The organism is Kitasatospora sp. NPDC001540 (assembly GCF_042894345.1).
Taxonomy (GTDB): Bacteria; Actinomycetota; Actinomycetes; order Streptomycetales; family Streptomycetaceae; genus Kitasatospora; species Kitasatospora phosalacinea_C.
The window spans coordinates 1-1,407 of the sequence record NZ_JBIAVO010000093.1; the positions used below are offsets into that span (position 1 = coordinate 1).

The 1,407-nt window shown below is 66.5% G+C and carries 1 pseudogene; it reads left to right on the forward strand.

The features are described 5' to 3' along the window. Positions 1-96: 96 nt before the first annotated feature. Positions 97-952: pseudogene (locus ACFY00_RS38105) on the forward strand (IS630 family transposase); the annotation flags it as partial. Positions 953-1,407 lie beyond the last annotated feature (455 nt).

Sequence of the window (1,407 nt, forward strand, 5' to 3'; positions counted from 1 at the left end):
GCCATGATCAGCCTCATGACCCGCCGCCTAACTGGCGAGACCACCCTGACCTGGCGCGGAACCTGAGCGCCGAAGTCAGGGACGAAACGCCCAGTCAGCACTGAGGACGAGGACTTCGTCGTCCAGACGGCCACCACCCGCCCGACCAAGCTCGGGCAGCCCTTCACCCGCTGGTCCATCCGCAAACTCCTCGCCTACCTGCGACGGGTCCACGGCCGGGTGATCCGCATCGGTCGCGAGGCCCTGCGCTGCCTACTTTCCCGACGGGGCGTCACCTTCCAGCGCACCAAGACGTGGAAGGAGTCCACCGACCCCGACTGCGACGCCAAGCTCGACCGGATCGAGCACGTCCTGGACCGCTTCCCCGACCGCACGTTCGCGTTCGACGAGTTCGGTCCGCTCGGCATCCGCCCCACCGCGGGTAGCTGCTGGGCTGAGCAGGGCCGGCCGGACCGGCTGTCGGCCACCTACAAGCGCGCCCACGGCGTGACCTACTTCCACGGCTGCTACTCGGTCGGAGACGACACCCTGTGGGGCGTCAACCGTCGCCGCAAGGGGACCGTGAACACCCTGACCGCACTCCGCTCGATCCGGACCGCGCGCCCGGACGGGGCGCCGGTCTACGTGATCCTGGACAACCTCTCCGCCCACAACGGCAAGAAGGTCCTCCGCTGGGCGAAGAACAACAACGTCCACCTGTGTTTCACGCCCACCAACACGTCCTGGGCCAACCCGCCCGATAGAGGCACACTTCGGACCGTTGCGGCAGTTCACGCTCGCCAACTCCAACCATCCGAACCACCCGGTCCAGACCCGGGCCCTGCACGCCTACCTGCGCTGGCGCAACGCGAACGCCCGCCACCCCGACGTCCTGGCCACCCAACGCCGCGAACGCGCCCGCATCCGCAGCAAGAAAGGTGTCCGCTGGGGCGGAAGACCAGCCGTCGCCGCCTTATCAAGTGGCTCTGTCCGAGTCCTGCTTCGCGAGGCTGATCGCTGCCCGTCGCCGCAGAGCGCGCCGCAGCTCTTGCACCTCGTCCTCCGTGCGCGCATGGCCCCGCACAGCGTCCTTCAACGTACGCTCCGCCTCTTCGAGGGACCTTTGGCGCCTGCCGGCTTCCTCTCGAACGACAGCGTTCCAGTCTCTGACAGGACCACTGGACCTGACGAAGTCGGCCAGCGCACTCCGTTCCCGGAAAACGGACATCTGAAGACCCACGAGATCATCTGACATCTGCACCGCGTCATCTTGGCACGAGCAGTCGTGTCCTCACCTCGTGATCAGGCGACCCGGCGAACCTTTGCGCTCACAGCACTAGGCCGTGTCTCATAATTGATCTTGTGGTGGGTCGTGGAGAGATAACGGATGCTGCGTGGGCTCGGATTGAGCCGTTGCTGCCGCAGCAA